The sequence below is a fragment of the Shinella sp. 1A1 genome, assembly GCF_055379515.1.
On record NZ_AP039671.1, the window covers coordinates 1,365,851 to 1,380,336 of the forward strand.

The window sequence follows — 14,486 nt, forward strand, 5'->3', positions numbered from 1 at the left end:
TCCCGGCTTCTACAAAAGCGGTCGCTCGCGGCTGCGGCCAGGCTGTGCATCGCAGCCCGCCGCAAAAGGAAACGGGCCCATCGTTCCGCCGGAACCATGAGCCCGCAAAATCACCTGGCGTCGATGCCCGCCGATCAGGCGACTTCGCCGTCCATGAATGCCGGGAACCAGCCTTCGTGGGCCGTTTTCAGGCTGGCGACCGGCAGCGACAGGAGGTCGCCGACGGAAAGCGCATCGCCGCCGACCGTGCCGAGGCGGCGGAACGGCACGCCCGCGCCTTCCGCATTGGCACAGACGAAGTTGGCGAGATCGGCCGGTACGGCGATGACGTAGCGGGCCTGGTCTTCGCCGAAGAGCAGCGCATGGGTCGGGCCGTTCGCCTCGGAAAGGTCGATCCTGGCGCCCTTGCCGGAGGACATCGCCATTTCCGCCAGCGCGACGGCAAGGCCGCCCGAGGAGATGTCGTGGCAGGCCGTGACCTGGCCATTGCGGATGGCCGAGCGCACGAAGTCGCCGTTGCGGCGTTCCGCATAGAGGTCGACTTCCGGAGCCGGGCCGTCGACGATGCCGAGCACGTCGCGGAGATAGACGGACTGGCCGAGATGGCTGCCGTCGACGCCGATGAGGAGGAGGTGGTCGCCATCCTTCGCGCCGCCGATCTTGGCCATGACGGACCAGTCGGGCAGCAGGCCGACGCCGGCGATGGTCGGGGTCGGCAGGATCGCGATGCCGTTCGTCTCGTTGTAGAGCGAGACGTTGCCGGAGACGATGGGGAAGTCGAGCGCGCGGCAGGCTTCGCCGATGCCCTCGATGGCCTTGACGAACTGGCCCATGATCTCGGGCTTTTCCGGGTTGCCGAAGTTCAGGTTATCGGTAGAGGCGAGCGGCTCGGCGCCGGTCGCGGTGATGTTGCGCCAGCACTCGGCGACGGCCTGCTTGCCGCCCTCGAACGGATCGGCCTCGACATAGCGCGGGGTCACGTCGGAGGAGAAGGCGAGCGCCTTGGTGGCATGGCCCTCGACGCGCACGACGCCGGCGTCGCCGCCCGGGATCTGCAGCGAATTGCCCTGGATCAGCGTGTCGTACTGCTCGTAGACCCAGCGGCGGCTCGACTGGTTCGGCGAACCGACGAGCTTGAGGAGGGCCTGTCCGTAGTCGTTCGGCTCGGCGACCAGATTGGCCGGCAGCGGGGCGGGCTTGCCCGGCTCGCGCCAGGGGCGGTCGTATTCCGGCGCTTCGTCGCCGAGCTGCTTGATCGGCAGGTTGGCGACTTCCTCGCCCTGGTGCAGGATGCGGAAGCGCAGGTCGTCCGTCGTATAGCCGACAATGGCGAAGTCGAGGCCCCACTTGACGAAGATCGCCTTGGCGACCTCTTCCTTGGCGGGTTCGAGCACCATGAGCATGCGCTCCTGGCTTTCCGACAGCATCATCTCATAGGCGGTCATCTGCTCTTCGCGCACCGGAACCAGATCGAGGTTCAATTCGATGCCGAGGTCACCCTTGGCGCCCATCTCGACGGCCGAGCAGGTGAGGCCGGCCGCGCCCATGTCCTGGATGGCGATGACGGCGCCGGTCTGCATCAGCTCGAGGCAGGCTTCCAGCAGGCACTTTTCGGTGAAGGGGTCGCCGACCTGGACGGTCGGGCGCTTCTCCTCGATGGATTCGTCGAATTCGGCCGAGGCCATGGTCGCGCCGCCGACGCCGTCGCGGCCGGTCTTGGCGCCGAGATAGACGACCGGCAGGCCGACGCCCTTGGCTTCGGACAGGAAGATCGCGTTGGACTTGGCAAGGCCGGCGGCAAAGGCGTTGACGAGGATGTTGCCGTTGTAGCGGGCGTCGAATTCCACTTCGCCGCCGACGGTCGGCACGCCGAAGGAGTTGCCGTAGCCGCCGACGCCGGCGACGACGCCCGAGACGAGGTGGCGGGTCTTCGGATGGTCCGGCTCGCCGAAGCGCAGCGCGTTCATCGCCGCGACCGGGCGTGCGCCCATGGTGAAGACGTCGCGCAGGATGCCGCCGACGCCGGTCGCCGCGCCCTGGTAAGGCTCGATATAGGACGGGTGGTTGTGGCTCTCCATCTTGAAGACCACGCAGTCGCCGTCGTCGATGTCGACCACGCCGGCATTCTCGCCCGGGCCCTGGATGACGCGCGGACCCTTGGTCGGCAGCGTGCGAAGCCAGCGCTTGGAGGACTTGTACGAGCAGTGCTCGTTCCACATGGCCGAGAAGATGCCGAGTTCGGTGAAGGTCGGCTCGCGGCCGATCAGCGAGAGGATGCGGTCGTATTCATCCGGCTTCAGCCCGTGGGCGGCAATCAGCTCCGGGGTGATCGGGCGGGTGTTCGAAATGGTCATCGTCGCTCGTCTTGTCGGTGGAGGGCAGGATTGCGGTCTCTTTACCCCATGCTGCTCTGCAGCGCGACAGGAAAATGACCGCCAACCACATGAGAAAGCGGCTTTCAGGCCGGGCTGTCGTAGCCCGTCGGACCATGGGCGAGCAGGCGGCGCAGCCGCGTCAGGCCGGTGACGACGTCCTCGCGGTTCTCCGGCGAGGAAAGGCCGATGCGCACCCGGTAGAAGGTCTTTTCGGTGCGGCCGGCCTTGAACTCGTCCTCGTCGTCGATGAGGATATCCTCGTCGAAGGCCGCCTGCCGGAAGGTGCCGGCGAGCCAGGGATCGGGCAGCTTCAGCCAGAGGAACGGCACGCGCGGGTGCGAGTTGAAATCGAGCCCGGCGAAGATGTCCCGTGCATGGGTCTCGCGGGCGCCGACTTCCTCGGCCACCCTGCCGCGGATGGTGTCCGCCATGCCGCTCAGCACCAGCCGCGCACCGAGTTCGGCAAGCAGATAGGGCAGGCCGCCGCTGACCATCTTGTGAGCGATGCGCACGCGCTGGGCAAGATGCGGTGGGCAGGCGATCCAGCCGCCGCGCACCCCGGCCGCGACGCTCTTCGACAGGCCGCCGACGAGGAAGGTGCGGTCCGGCGCGATTTCCGCCAGCAGCGGAATGCCGGTGTCCGCCGTCGCGCCGTAGAGATTGTCCTCCACGAGGAAGACATTGTGCCGCCTGGCAATGGCGGCAATGGCGCGGCGGCGCTCCTCCGGCATGGTGGCGAGGGTCGGGTTCTGCGCCGAAGACATCAGGAAGGCGAGCTTGGGATGTTGCTGCAGGCAGACGCGCTCGAAATCTTCGGGAATGACCCCCTCGGCATCCGACTCGACGAGCGCGGTCTGGCGGCCGAGGAGGGCGGTGCCGCGGCTGATCTGCGAATAGGTGACGTGCTCGAAGGCGATGCGGTCGCCGGGCGAGGTGATGACCGAAACCGCGGCGATGACCGCCGCATGCGCGCCCAGCGTCGGCACGATGCTGTCGAGGCTCGGCTGCCAGTCGCCCTGTCTCAGCCAGCGCTGGCCGGCTTCCAGCCAATGCTGCGGGAAGTTGCGGGTGTAGCTGGCGATCTCGTTCGGCTGCTCGCGGCAGATGGCGGAAAGGATATCGGTGATGACGGCCGACTGGCCGACATCCGTCGCCGCCGTCGTGTCGAAGCGCAGCTTGCCCGGCGGGGCATTGGCGGCGCGCGTGCCGGAAAGCCGTGCGCTGACCGTGTCGATCGGCGCCGGCTCGTCCTCCGCGCCCGTGCCGAGCACATAGGTTCCGCGCCCGACCTCGCCGCTGACGAGGCCGCGCTCGCGCACCATGCTATAGGCGCGACTGATCGTGCCGATCGTCACGCCGACGTCATAGGCGAGGTTGCGCTGTGGCGGCAGCTTGCTGCCGGCGGCGAGCGCCCCGGTATTGATCGCCTGCTCGATCTGGTCGGCGATGCGGACATAGAGCGGCCCGTCGGAGGCCTGGAGATCGGGTAGCCAATTTGTCATGGTGGCAATTCTTATATTGCACCGTTTTGTGAGTCAATTCATCTCTGTCTTTGCCGATTGTCACTATTCCCGGTGACATTTCAGGAGATTCGGTGATGGCAATTGAGACATTTTACGCTGGCACGGAGCTAAAGTCGCGCGGCGCGTTCCGCGTGATCCTTCGTCGCGCATGGCGCGTCTATCGGGCATGGCGTATCAAGCGGCACACGCGTTATGCGCTGCTGGAACTGACGGACGAGCAGCTTCGCGATGTCGGGCTCACCCGCAGCGAAGCCCGGCGCGAGGCCGGAAAGTCCTATTTCTGGGATTGATCCCGTCAGCAGCCCTTGCCGCCGCCGGCCCAGCGCTTGACGTCGGTCGTGATGCGCGGACCGACGGTTTCGCCCATCAGCGGGCCGAACGCGTCGAGCTTGGCGGGGCTTCCTTCAGCCTGCACGACGAGCAGCGGCCGGGCTTCCGGCGAATTGCGGTGGACGACCAAGATGCGCGGGCGGCCGGAGAAGGAATTCAGCTCCGGCGCGAGGCGATAGGCCTTGAAGGCCGGATCGCCAGACTTGAACCAGCAGCTATTCGCGCCGAGCGCGACCCGCTCCATCATCGGAAGGGCGCGATTGTCGGCCTTCGGCGCCGGGGCCTTCGCCTGGCAGCTGGCCATGGCCGCAGCGGCGACGAGCGGCAGGAGGAGCTTGGCGGAGAGGAGAGGGCGCATGGAAGACCTTTCGGGAGCGAACATGCGCCTTGATAGCAAGGGCCGGTTAAGAGAGGCTGACGAAACCGTATGAAGCCGGCGGATCGGGGCTTTTAGGCGCCCGTGTCCGGCAGGTTTCGTCAGGTTGCCTCAGGCCGCGATGACGTCGAGAACCGATGCGAAGAGCCCACGGCCGTCGGAACCGCCATGGGCGGCCTCGATGAGGTTTTCCGGATGCGGCATCAGGCCGAGCACGTTGCCCTTTTCGTTCATCACACCGGCAATGTCGTTGATCGAACCGTTCGGGTTGGTGCCTTCGGCATAGCGGAAGACGACCTGGCCGTTACCTTCGACCTTGGTGAGCGTCTCGGCGTCGGCGAAATAGTTGCCGTCATGGTGGGCGACCGGGCAGCGGATGATCTGGCCCTTGTCGTAGGCGCGGGTGAAGTCGGTGTCAGCGTTGGCGACTTCCAGCTTCACTTCGCGGCAGACGAATTTCAGCGAGGCGTTGCGCATCAGCGCGCCCGGCAGGAGGCCCGCTTCGAGCAGGATCTGGAAGCCGTTGCATACGCCCAGCACCTTCACGCCGGCCTCGGCCTTCGCCTTGATGGCCTGCATGATCGGCATGCGGGCGGCGATGGCGCCGCAGCGAAGATAGTCGCCGTAGGAGAAGCCGCCCGGAATGACGATGAGGTCGACATCCGGCAGGTCCGTTTCGGTCTGCCAGACGGTCACCGGCGCCTTGCCGGAAATCTTGGTCAGCGCAGCGATCATGTCGCGGTCGCGGTTGAGGCCGGGGAGTTGGACGACGGCGGATTTCATGGGTGTGCTTCAAACCTTGCCTGGGCCTCGGCGAGTTCACGCAGTTCGAGGCGGTTTTCGATACGGTCGAGACGCTGGTCCACGCGGTCCAGGCGCGAATAGATGTGATGAACGTCTTGCTGCACTGTCACGAGCGCTCCCCGCATCGTGATCATCTCACTGCGAAGATCGGAAAGCCCGGTATCCAGTTTGTCCATTCGGGAATGGATGCTTTTCAGCACTTCGTACAGCAGCTCGTTCGTCACTTCTGCCACTCTTCATCTCCCTTCAACCGTCAGGCGAGGGCGATAGTATAGTTCTCGATTACCGTGTTGGCCAGAAGCTTGTCGCACATGGCCTTGAGGTCGGCTTCGGCCTTGGCGCGGTCTGCGGTCTGGAGCTCCAGGTCGAAGACCTTGCCTTGGCGGACCTGGCCGACGCCGTCGAAGCCGAGGCTGCCGAGGGCGCCTTCGATGGCCTTGCCCTGCGGGTCGAGAACACCGTTCTTGAGCGTAACCGTTACGCGTGCCTTGATCATGTCTTTCGTTCCATCCTTGGGAGACGTGTTACTTCACCAGAACCGGGCCGGTGCCGCGCACGGGCTCGTTCTCGTTGATGATGCCGAGGCGGCGGGCCACTTCCTGGTAGGCTTCCACGAGGCCGCCCATGTCGCGGCGGAAACGGTCCTTGTCCATCTTCTCCTGGGTGGCGATGTCCCAGAGGCGGCAGCTGTCGGGCGAGATCTCGTCGGCGATGATGATGCGCATCATGTCGCCCTCGTAGAGGCGGCCGCATTCGATCTTGAAGTCGACGAGCTGGATGCCGACGCCGAGGAAGAGGCCGGAGAGGAAGTCGTTGACGCGAATGGCGAGCGCCATGATGTCGTCGAGTTCCTGGGGGCTTGCCCAGCCGAAGGCCGTGATATGCTCCTCGGAGACCATCGGGTCCTCCAGGGCATCGGCCTTGAAGTAGAATTCGATGATCGAGCGCGGCAGGACGGTGCCTTCCTCGATGCCGAGGCGCTTGGAGAGCGAGCCGGCGGCGACGTTGCGCACGACGACCTCGAGCGGGATGATCTCGACTTCCTTGATCAACTGCTCGCGCATGTTGAGGCGGCGAATGAAATGGGTGGGAATGCCCATCTTGTTCAGCTGCGTGAAGAGGTACTCGGAAATCCGGTTGTTGAGCACGCCTTTGCCGTCGATGACATCGTGCTTCTTCTTGTTGAAGGCGGTCGCATCGTCCTTGAAGAACTGGATCAGCGTGCCCGGCTCCGGACCCTCATAGAGAATCTTGGCCTTGCCCTCGTAGATACGGCGGCGACGGTTCATGGAGTTTTCTCTTTGTTGGCGCGATTGGGCCGCGCAGGTGTCTTTCTTTCGGGCTCCCATAAACGAAATGCCGCGGTTTCACAATCGCCGAGACGCCCGATCCCCCGTTTTCCGGCCTTTGCCGGGGGATGCGGAAGCTCCTCTTGTATATCGGCCGGGGTTTTGATTTATGATCGTCAGGCCTCACGGGTCAGAAAATCTACGGGAGACACATATGAGCGGCATACAAGATCGGGAAAAGGCCTTCGAGGCCAAGTTTGCACTGGACGAGGAACTTCGCTTCAAGGCCGAAGCGCGCCGCAACAAGCTCGTCGGCCTGTGGGCTGCCGGCCTGCTCGGCAAGACCGGCGAAGCGGCGGAAGCCTATGCCAAAGAAGTCGTGGCCGCGGACTTCGAGGAAGTCGGCCACGAGGATGTCGTGCGCAAGGTCAAGGCCGATTTCGACGCGGCCGGCGTTGCCCGCACCGAAGATGAAATCCGCGTGCAGATGATCGAGCTTCTGGCGGTCGCCATTTCGCAACTCGAAGCGAACTGAACGGCGCTCGCGCGTTTTCGAAAGCCGTCCGGCATGCCGGGCGGCTTTTGCGTTTCCTGAGTATTTCCAGCAAAAGCGCGAAGCGGTTTAGCGTCCGGAAACGCTCTGGCGGGTGACGGCGCGGCGGACCTCGTTCTGCAGGTCGCGCGCGGAGCCGGCATTCGCGCGCCATTCCTGGCGCTCCACGAAGGCGGGGAGCGCCGATGCCGGCATCGGGCGGGCGAGGGCGTAGCCCTGCAGAATATCGCAGCCGAGGTCGCGCATGACGGCGACATGGGCGGCCGTCTCGACGCCTTCGGCCACCACCTCGATATTCAGCGAGCGGCCGATCTCGATGATGGTGCCGACGAGCTTGCGCTGGCCGGGCGAGCGAGCGACCGGCTTGACGAGTTGCCGGTCGATCTTCAGGCGCCGCGGACGCAGCTTCATCAGGCTGATGATGGAGGCGTGTCCCGTGCCGAAGTCGTCGATCTCGATATCGATGCCGAGCCTGCGCATCTCGGCGAGGTTTTCCAGCACCGTGCGGTCGCAGTCATCGAGGAAGATCGATTCCAGAAGCTCGAATGACAGCGATTTTGGAGGGATGTCCAGCATCTGCAACGAGCGGGCGAGCTCCGGGTCGTGCAGGCGCTTGGAGGAAACGTTCGCCGAGATCTTGCCGATGCCGAGCCCCATGGACTGCCATTCCGCGAAATCGGCAAGCGACCGTTCCAGCACGATGCGGTCGATCATCGCCACGCAGTCGAGATCCTCGGCGATCTTCAGGAAGGTATCCGGCGTAAGGATGCCGCGCGTCGGATGATCCCAGCGGGCCAGCGTCTCGACGCCGGTCATGTCCAGCGTGCGGGCCGAGAATTGCGGCTGGTACCAGGGAAGGAAGCGGCGCTGCTCGATGCCGGAGAGGATATCGTCGGCCGTCTGCTTCTTGACGATGATCTGTGCCTGGAAATCGCTGGTGAAGAACTCGTGCCGGCTGCGGCCGCGGTTCTTGGCGCGGTAGAGCGCAAGGTCGGCATTGACGAGGAGTTGCTTGGCGTCGACGGCCGCGCCCGACTGGCTGGCGATGCCGACGCTGGCGCCGAAGCGGCAGATATGGCCGTTGAAGGTGACGGGCTTGCGCATCGCCTCGACGATCGCCTCGGCAAGCACTGCGAGGTTCCGCCCGGATGAGGCGCTGGAAAGGAAGACGAATTCGTCACCGCCGATCCGCGCGACGAAGTCGCCGTCTCCCTTCAGTTCGCCCAGTACCTTCGCGGCGTGTATGAGCATTTCGTCACCGGCAAGGTGGCCGAGCGTGTCGTTGATTTCCTTGAAGCGGTCGAGGTCGATATGCAGCACGGCAAGCCGGCTGCCGGACCGGCGTGCGGCCTCCGCCGCCTCCTCGATGGCCGCATCCAGGTAGCGCCGGTTCGGAAGCCCGGTCAGGTGGTCGTGCAGGGCGGTGTATTCGATGCGGGCCCGCGCCGCTTCCAGCTCGTCGTTATGGGCTTCGGCAAGCTCCTTGGCGTGCTTCAACTCCTCCTGCAGCAGCACGTCGTCGGTCACGTCCCAGTTCGCGCCGATGAGGCGCGGGACGCCGGTGCCGTCGAGATAGGGGGCGGCCCGCCCGCGGATGTGGCGGATCTCGCCGTCGCCGCGGATGATGCGGAACTCGTTGGAGAAATCCCGGCTGTGGAAGATACCGTCGCGCACCTTGGCGGTGGCCTTGCGCTTGTCCCCGGGATGCACAGCGCGCTCCCAGGTGGTGCCGTCCGGGGCCTCGGTGAGCCCGTACATCTCGATCATCCGGTCGTCCCAGCGCACTTCACCCGTGCGCAGATTGACCTCGAAAACGCCGATGCGCGAAACGTCGAGCGCCAGCTCCAGCCGGCGGGACATCTGGGCGAGGCGCTCTTCCGCCTCCTTGCGTTCGGTGATGTCCGTGTCGGTGCCGGCAATGCGGCTCGGTTTGCCGTCGTCATCGTATTCGACCACCGCGCCACGGCTTTCGATCCAGATCCAGCGCCCGTCCTTGTGCTTCTCGCGATAGCTGAAGACGTTGAACGGCGCTTCGCCGCTCTCCTGCCTTGCGATCTGCGCGAGCACATGGGGCCTGTCGTCGGGATGGACGGAATCGATCCACGCATCGAGGTTTCCCTCGATCGGGTCGTCCGGCTGAAGGCCGCGGATCGTGCGCCACTGGCGGGAATAGAACAGGTCGCCGCGGGCGAAATCATGGTCCCAGACGCCCTGTCCGGCGGATTCGAGCGCGTGGTTCCAGCGGCTTTCCCGCTCGGCCAGTTCCAGCGCGTTGCGTTTGCGCTCGTCGATGTCGACGATCTGGACGATCAGGGCCGGCGGAGCATCTTCGCCGGGATTGACTGGCGGTGCGATGAAGGAGGCCAGAACCCAGAATTCCGCGCCATCCGCGCGCTGGAGGCGGATTTCCCATGGCGACTGCTCGGCCATCGGCGCGCGCATGGCGAGCGGCAGAATGGCGCGGTCCTTGGGCGAGACGGCAGCCTTGAAGGTCGTGAGTGCGGAGAAGGAGGCAATGCCGAGCGCCCTGAGCAGCACGGCATTCGCATCCACGATGCGGCCTTCGCCATCGAGCGCGGCGAAGCCGAAACCGGAACGGTCGAACAGGCGGCGGTAGAACGATTCGTGCTCCGCTTCCCGCATGGCAATGGAGGTCGAACCGGAAGGTTTGGCCATAAACGCGGCGCCTGCAATGAACTCAACAGCCGGCAGCGTGCAGGATTTCTATGAAATTCCTCTTAATGATGAAATGAGGGTCCCGGCCGGTCAGGCCGGCGCCTTGAGACGGCTGAGGAACTGGGCGAAGACCATCGTTCCCTCCGGCCAGGGGCCGTGGCCGGATTCCGCGTTGATATGGCCGGATTCGCCGGCGTCGAGCAGAAGCGAACCCCAGGCGGCGGCAATGTCGTCGGCGTGTTCGTAGGTGCCGAACGGATCGTTGCGGCTGGCGACGACGAGCGAGGGGAAGGGCAGCGGATCGCGCGGATAGGGCCCGAAGCTCATGAAGTGCTTCGGCCGGATATCGGGATTGGCGACATCGGGCGGCGCGACGAGGAAGGCGCCGACGACCTTGTCGCCGAGATGCGGCACGGCATGGATGGCGCTGGCGACGCCGAGCGAATGGGCGACGATGACGACGGGCTTCGTGGCCGCCGCGACGTCCTCGACCACGCGCTGCACCCAGTCCTCGCGCACGGGCTTTGCCCATTCGGCCTGTTCCACGCGGCGCGCCGTCGAGAGTTTCGATTGCCAGCGGCTCTGCCAGTGGTCGGGGCCGGAATTGCTGTATCCGGGGACGATGAGGATATCTGCTTCCGAGACTTTCATGCGCCCGGATGTGCGTTCACGAAGTGCTGAAGTCAAGGGGGCGGGACAAATCGGCCCTCCGGGTGTATGATTCGCGGTCTTCAATGCCAGTCACGGCCTGCCGTGGTGGCGGACGATTGCCCTCCACTTGGTGCGCCATTGACGGTTTCCAACCGGCAAGGAGGAGTATCATGGCGAGCTTTCATGTCATGGCCGGCCCCGGCGAGATGGTCGCCCATCCGGCAATCCGGCGGATCGGCCTCACCGATATCCGGGATGCGCTCATGCGCGGCTTCGACGATTTTCGCGCCAAGCCGTCGCATTACGTCTTCCTCAGTCTCATCTATCCGATCTGCGGCGTGGTGCTCGTCACCTGGAGTTCCGGGGCCAACATGCTGCCGCTGATCTTTCCGCTGGTGGCGGGCTTCGCGCTGCTCGGGCCGTTCTTCGCCATCGGCCTCTACGAGATCAGCCGTCGGCGCGAGCGGGGCATGGATGCGTCCTGGCTGCATGCGCTGGAGGTTCGCCATTCGCCGGCCCTGCCGTCGATCCTCGCCCTGGGTGCGATGCTGATGGTGCTGTTCGTGGCATGGCTCGTCTTCGCGCAGATGCTCTATACCAGCCTCTACGGGCCGGAGCCGCCGCAATCGCTGGCGCTGTTCCTCGCCTCCGTCTTCGATTCCGAGAACGGGCTGCTCCTGATGCTGGCCGGCAATGCCATCGGTTTCTGCTTCGCGCTGGTCGTGCTGGCGACCACCGTCATCGCCTTCCCGATGCTGCTCGATCGGGACGTCGGGGCCGTCGCCGCCGTCGAGACGTCGCTGCGCGCGACGCTGGTCAATCCCGTGCCGATCGCCTGCTGGGGCCTGATCGTCGCGGCGCTGTTGATCATTGGCTCGATCCCGCTCTTCGTCGGGCTTGCCGTGATCATGCCGATCCTCGGCCATGCCACCTGGCATCTCTACAGGAAGATTGTCGTCGACGAGGGATAGGGAAACGTTTCGCGGGCGGAAGCGCCAGGAGGAGAGTGCAAGACCGCCCGCCAGAGGGGAGCGATGGCGCCATTGGCGCCATCGCCTTTTCAGACCTCAGACCGTGCCGAAGACGCGGCGGAAGATCGTGTCGACATGCTTGGTGTGGTAGCCGAGGTCGAACTTTTCGCGGATCGCCTCTTCGGAAAGGGCGGCGCGCACTTCACCGTCCGCCAGAAGCTCCTCGAGGAAGTCCTTGCCCTGTTCCCACACCTTCATGGCGTTGCGCTGCACGAGGCGGTAGGCATCCTCGCGGGAGACGCCGGCTTGCGTAAGGGCAAGCAGGACGCGCTGCGAGTGAACGAGGCCGCGGAACTTGTTGAGATTCTTCAGCATGTTCTCCGGGTAGATCACCAGCTTCTCGATGACGCCGGCAAGGCGGTTCAGCGCGAAGTCAAGGGTGATCGTCGTGTCCGGGCCGATGCCGCGCTCGACGCTGGAATGGGAAATGTCGCGCTCGTGCCACAGCGCCACGTTCTCCATGGCGGGCGTGACGGCCATGCGCACGAGGCGGGCAAGGCCCGTCAGGTTCTCGGTCAGCACCGGGTTGCGCTTGTGCGGCATGGCGGAGGAGCCCTTCTGGCCCGGCGAGAAGAACTCTTCGGCTTCCAGGACTTCCGTGCGCTGCATGTGGCGGATTTCGATGGCGACGTTCTCGATGGACGAGGCGATGACGCCGAGCGTGGCGAAGAACATGGCATGGCGGTCGCGCGGAATGACCTGCGTGGAGACAGGCTCCGGCACGAGGCCAAGCTTGGCGCAGACGTGTTCTTCGACGCGCGGATCGATATTGGCGAAGGTGCCGACGGCGCCGGAGATCGCGCCGGTGGCGATTTCCGCGCGGGCGGCGACGAGGCGGGCGCGGTTGCGGTCCATCTCGGCATAGAAGCGGGCGAGCGTCAGGCCCATCGTCGTCGGCTCGGCATGGATGCCGTGGCTGCGGCCGATGCGGATCGTGTCCTTGTGCTCGAAGGCGCGGGCCTTGAGGGCCGCGAGCACGCGGTCCATGTCGGCAAGCAGGATATCGGCGGCGCGCACGAGCTGGATGTTGAAGGTTGTGTCGAGCACGTCCGAAGACGTCATGCCCTGGTGCACGAAGCGGCTGTCCGGGCCGACGAACTCGGCAAGATGCGTCAGGAAGGCGATGACGTCATGCTTGGTGACGGCCTCGATCTCGTCGATGCGGGCGACGTCGAATTCGGCCTTGCCGCCCTTTTCCCAGATGGTCTCCGCGGCGGATTTCGGGATGACGCCGAGCTCGGCCAGCGCGTCGCAGGCATAGGCCTCGATCTCGAACCAGATGCGGAACTTCGTTTCGGGCGACCAGATGGCGACCATGTCCGGTCGGGAATAGCGAGGGATCATCGGCTCTAGACTTTCCTTGGGAGGGTGGGAATTGCCGCCGCTTTAGCAAAGATGGCCGGCAAGCTCAACGCATGGCGGCCCTACGGGCGGAAGGGCACCGCGATCCAGCGGCCGTCCGCGCCCTCGAAGCCGAAGCTGCGCACCAGCACGAGCGCGACATGGACCGGTTTCACATTGAACGCGTTGAAGGTGACCGTGCCGGATATCTGGTAGGAGAAGGCGCAGTTTCGGCTCTCGGGCACTCGCTTGTCCTCGTGCACCAGCGTATCGGCGACGGCCCCGTCGTTCTTGACGAGCTTGAGGCGGAAGCCCTTGATGCCGTCCGGCGCGATGTCGCGGCACCGGTCCGTCATGTCGAGGGCGATGTCCTCGATGGCGAGAGCAAAGGCGCCGCCGACCGTCGGTTCGACGGCGTGCTGGAGATATTCGATGCGCTTCGTATCGACATTGCCTTCCCCCATCGGGTTGAAGGCGGCGAGCACGCCGGGATTGGCCAGCACGTCGTACCGGTCGGCGAGCGCCTTCGCCTTGTCGCGGCTTTCCGCCCGCGCCTTGGCGATGCCGGCCGCTTCGTCGTCGATGCGCACGCGGATCGGCGTGCCCGGGAGATAAGAGTCCTTCTCAGTGTCGATGAAGTAGACATTGGAATAGGGAAAGCCTGAGCCATCCTGAACGCCGAATTCCTCGAAGGCGTAGACCTTGCCGTCCGGCGAGAAGCCGAGGGACTGGAAGGTGGAAAAATCGCCCGCCTGGGCGCCCGCCGCCGAAAGGCAAGCCGCAAGGACGATGGCCGCTCTTCCCGAGATCGTCACGCCCGCGCACCCTCCGCATTGCCGCGCAGGGTGTCGACCGTCTTGCGATAGGCCTCGACATGGCCGCCGCCGAAGATGGCGGAGCCGGCGACGAAGACATTGGCGCCGGCCGAGGCCGGCAGCGCGATCGTATCGACAGTGATGCCGCCGTCGACCTGCAACTCGATCGGCCGCTCGCCGATCATGGCGCGCACACGGCGGATCTTCTCTTCCATCGCCGGAATGAACTTCTGGCCGCCGAAGCCGGGATTGACGGTCATCACGAGGACGAGGTCGATCTTGTCGAGGAGATAGTCGAGCACGCTTTCGGGCGTCGCCGGGTTGATCGCCACGCCCGCGCGCTTGCCGAGCGCCCGGATCGCCTGAAGCGAGCGGTCGAGATGCGGGCCGGCCTCGGCGTGGACCGTGATGCCGTCGCAGCCCGCCTTGGCGAAGGCTTCGAGATAGGGATCGGCGGGGGCGATCATCAGGTGGCAGTCGAAAAAGGCGTCGGTATGCGGGCGCAGCGCCTTGATGACGTCGGGGCCGAAGGAGATGTTCGGCACGAAATGGCCGTCCATGATGTCGAGATGGATCCAGTCCGCCCCGGCCGCGACGACGTCGCGCACTTCCTGCCCCAGCTTGGCGTAGTCGGCGGCGAGGATGGAAGGCGCGATCCGGATGGGAAGGGTCATGTCAGGCTCCTGGGCGAGAAATCTGGCGTCGCCATACCATTCCCGGCA

15 protein-coding genes are annotated in these 14,486 nt (G+C 65.2%); 3 read left to right on the forward strand and 12 right to left on the reverse strand.

Annotated features, from left to right (window positions below; genetic code table 11):
* Positions 1 to 134 precede the first annotated feature (134 nt).
* Complete coding sequence (gene purL / locus ACZ48C_RS06920; protein WP_464782561.1) at positions 135 to 2,354, reverse strand: phosphoribosylformylglycinamidine synthase subunit PurL; 2,220 nt, start codon at positions 2,352 to 2,354, stop codon at positions 135 to 137.
* Between the two features lie 104 nt (positions 2,355 to 2,458).
* Positions 2,459 to 3,877, reverse strand: a complete 1,419-nt coding sequence (locus tag ACZ48C_RS06925; RefSeq protein ID WP_464782562.1) for an aminotransferase-like domain-containing protein — start codon at positions 3,875 to 3,877, stop codon at positions 2,459 to 2,461.
* Between the two features lie 95 nt (positions 3,878 to 3,972).
* Here ACZ48C_RS06925 and ACZ48C_RS06930 point away from each other — a divergent pair, with 95 nt between their 5' ends.
* Positions 3,973 to 4,188 carry a DUF1127 domain-containing protein gene (locus ACZ48C_RS06930; RefSeq protein ID WP_454632534.1) on the forward strand — a complete coding sequence of 72 codons (216 nt, stop codon included), beginning with the start codon at positions 3,973 to 3,975 and terminating at the stop codon, positions 4,186 to 4,188.
* Between the two features lie 5 nt (positions 4,189 to 4,193).
* Here the strand turns inward: ACZ48C_RS06930 and ACZ48C_RS06935 are convergent, their stop codons facing one another.
* From ACZ48C_RS06935 to purC, 5 genes are all read right to left on the reverse strand, one after another.
* Positions 4,194 to 4,586 carry a hypothetical protein gene (locus ACZ48C_RS06935; RefSeq protein ID WP_464782563.1) on the reverse strand — a complete coding sequence of 131 codons (393 nt, stop codon included), beginning with the start codon at positions 4,584 to 4,586 and terminating at the stop codon, positions 4,194 to 4,196.
* A 129-nt stretch (positions 4,587 to 4,715) separates the two neighbouring features.
* Positions 4,716 to 5,387 (reverse strand): phosphoribosylformylglycinamidine synthase subunit PurQ, encoded by a 672-nt coding sequence (gene purQ / locus ACZ48C_RS06940; RefSeq protein WP_464782564.1) that lies wholly within the window; start codon positions 5,385 to 5,387, stop codon positions 4,716 to 4,718.
* Positions 5,384 to 5,641, reverse strand: a complete 258-nt coding sequence (locus ACZ48C_RS06945; RefSeq protein WP_119258328.1) for a hypothetical protein — start codon at positions 5,639 to 5,641, stop codon at positions 5,384 to 5,386. Before ACZ48C_RS06945 ends, purQ begins: the two co-directional genes overlap by 4 nt.
* A 20-nt stretch (positions 5,642 to 5,661) precedes the next feature.
* A complete protein-coding gene (gene purS / locus ACZ48C_RS06950; protein ID WP_318911751.1) occupies positions 5,662 to 5,904 on the reverse strand; it encodes a phosphoribosylformylglycinamidine synthase subunit PurS in 243 nt (80 codons plus the stop codon).
* A gap of 28 nt (positions 5,905 to 5,932) precedes the next feature.
* Positions 5,933 to 6,697 carry a phosphoribosylaminoimidazolesuccinocarboxamide synthase gene (gene purC, locus ACZ48C_RS06955; protein WP_119258326.1) on the reverse strand — a complete coding sequence of 255 codons (765 nt, stop codon included), beginning with the start codon at positions 6,695 to 6,697 and terminating at the stop codon, positions 5,933 to 5,935.
* A 214-nt stretch (positions 6,698 to 6,911) separates the two neighbouring features.
* Here purC and ACZ48C_RS06960 point away from each other — a divergent pair, with 214 nt between their 5' ends.
* Positions 6,912 to 7,232 carry a DUF1476 domain-containing protein gene (locus ACZ48C_RS06960; protein ID WP_119258325.1) on the forward strand — a complete coding sequence of 107 codons (321 nt, stop codon included), beginning with the start codon at positions 6,912 to 6,914 and terminating at the stop codon, positions 7,230 to 7,232.
* Positions 7,233 to 7,319: 87 nt separating this feature from the next.
* On the opposite strand, the gene ACZ48C_RS06965 is transcribed toward ACZ48C_RS06960, so the two are convergent.
* On the reverse strand, positions 7,320 to 9,926 hold the full coding sequence (locus ACZ48C_RS06965) for a sensor domain-containing protein (protein ID WP_464782565.1): 2,607 nt from the start codon (positions 9,924 to 9,926) through the stop codon (positions 7,320 to 7,322).
* Between the two features lie 90 nt (positions 9,927 to 10,016).
* A complete protein-coding gene (locus tag ACZ48C_RS06970; protein ID WP_464782566.1) occupies positions 10,017 to 10,577 on the reverse strand; it encodes an RBBP9/YdeN family alpha/beta hydrolase in 561 nt (186 codons plus the stop codon).
* Positions 10,578 to 10,747: 170 nt separating this feature from the next.
* On the opposite strand from ACZ48C_RS06970, the gene ACZ48C_RS06975 reads away from it, so the two are divergent.
* A complete protein-coding gene (locus tag ACZ48C_RS06975; RefSeq protein ID WP_464782567.1) occupies positions 10,748 to 11,548 on the forward strand; it encodes a DUF2189 domain-containing protein in 801 nt (266 codons plus the stop codon).
* Positions 11,549 to 11,644: 96 nt separating this feature from the next.
* Here ACZ48C_RS06975 and purB read toward each other — a convergent pair whose 3' ends face one another.
* The 3 genes from purB to rpe form a co-directional block, all read right to left on the reverse strand.
* On the reverse strand, positions 11,645 to 12,952 hold the full coding sequence (purB, locus tag ACZ48C_RS06980; RefSeq protein ID WP_119258321.1) for an adenylosuccinate lyase: 1,308 nt from the start codon (positions 12,950 to 12,952) through the stop codon (positions 11,645 to 11,647).
* An 80-nt stretch (positions 12,953 to 13,032) separates the two neighbouring features.
* Complete coding sequence (locus ACZ48C_RS06985; protein WP_464782568.1) at positions 13,033 to 13,764, reverse strand: DUF2259 domain-containing protein; 732 nt, start codon at positions 13,762 to 13,764, stop codon at positions 13,033 to 13,035.
* Positions 13,761 to 14,438, reverse strand: a complete 678-nt coding sequence (gene rpe, locus ACZ48C_RS06990; RefSeq protein WP_464782569.1) for a ribulose-phosphate 3-epimerase — start codon at positions 14,436 to 14,438, stop codon at positions 13,761 to 13,763. The genes ACZ48C_RS06985 and rpe overlap by 4 nt, the downstream gene beginning before the upstream one ends.
* Positions 14,439 to 14,486: the final 48 nt, after the last annotated feature.

Excerpts from the sequence above, each read along its gene's own strand:
- purL (WP_464782561.1), bottom strand. The coding sequence starts at position 2,354 with ATGACCATTTCGAACACCCGCCCGATCACCCCGGAGCTGATTGCCGCC.
- ACZ48C_RS06925 (WP_464782562.1), bottom strand. The coding sequence starts at position 3,877 with ATGACAAATTGGCTACCCGATCTCCAGGCCTCCGACGGGCCGCTCTAT.
- ACZ48C_RS06930 (WP_454632534.1), top strand. The coding sequence starts at position 3,973 with ATGGCAATTGAGACATTTTACGCTGGCACGGAGCTAAAGTCGCGCGGC.
- ACZ48C_RS06935 (WP_464782563.1), bottom strand. The coding sequence starts at position 4,586 with ATGCGCCCTCTCCTCTCCGCCAAGCTCCTCCTGCCGCTCGTCGCCGCT.
- purQ (WP_464782564.1), bottom strand. The coding sequence starts at position 5,387 with ATGAAATCCGCCGTCGTCCAACTCCCCGGCCTCAACCGCGACCGCGAC.
- purS (WP_318911751.1), bottom strand. The coding sequence starts at position 5,904 with ATGATCAAGGCACGCGTAACGGTTACGCTCAAGAACGGTGTTCTCGAC.
- purC (WP_119258326.1), bottom strand. The coding sequence starts at position 6,697 with ATGAACCGTCGCCGCCGTATCTACGAGGGCAAGGCCAAGATTCTCTAT.
- ACZ48C_RS06960 (WP_119258325.1), top strand. The coding sequence starts at position 6,912 with ATGAGCGGCATACAAGATCGGGAAAAGGCCTTCGAGGCCAAGTTTGCA.
- ACZ48C_RS06965 (WP_464782565.1), bottom strand. The coding sequence starts at position 9,926 with ATGGCCAAACCTTCCGGTTCGACCTCCATTGCCATGCGGGAAGCGGAG.
- ACZ48C_RS06970 (WP_464782566.1), bottom strand. The coding sequence starts at position 10,577 with ATGAAAGTCTCGGAAGCAGATATCCTCATCGTCCCCGGATACAGCAAT.
- ACZ48C_RS06975 (WP_464782567.1), top strand. The coding sequence starts at position 10,748 with ATGGCGAGCTTTCATGTCATGGCCGGCCCCGGCGAGATGGTCGCCCAT.
- purB (WP_119258321.1), bottom strand. The coding sequence starts at position 12,952 with ATGATCCCTCGCTATTCCCGACCGGACATGGTCGCCATCTGGTCGCCC.
- rpe (WP_464782569.1), bottom strand. The coding sequence starts at position 14,438 with ATGACCCTTCCCATCCGGATCGCGCCTTCCATCCTCGCCGCCGACTAC.